A 274-nucleotide genomic window follows, 5' to 3' on the forward strand; every position below is an offset into this window, starting at 1 on the left:
GTTGAAAGCCTGGATCGTTGAAATGCGCATGACGGCGGTCTCTCGGTTAAGGCGCTCAGCGGAACGCGCCTATCAGGGTATCGAACAGCGAGCGGGCAACTTGAATGACCTGGGCCGACGCGCTGTAGTACTGCTGGAACTGGATCAGGTTGGCCGCCTCTTCGTCGAGGCTCACCCCGGACAGCGAGTCGCGGCTGTCCTGCGCCTGCTTGAGCACGGTCTGCGAGGCGTCGGCGCTGGCGCGCGCCTGGGCGGTCAGGGTGCCGACCCGCTC

1 protein-coding gene is annotated in these 274 nt (G+C 65.7%); it reads right to left on the reverse strand.

Features of this window, described 5'->3' with window-relative positions:
* Nucleotides 1-55: 55 nt before the first annotated feature.
* On the reverse strand, nt 56-274 hold a 219-nt coding region (locus ACLJNW_RS25005; RefSeq protein WP_410961329.1), incomplete at its 5' end, for a flagellar basal body rod C-terminal domain-containing protein.

It is taken from the genome of Salmonella sp. SAL4457, from assembly GCF_046548235.1.
GTDB lineage: Bacteria > Pseudomonadota > Gammaproteobacteria > Enterobacterales > Enterobacteriaceae > Salmonella > Salmonella enterica.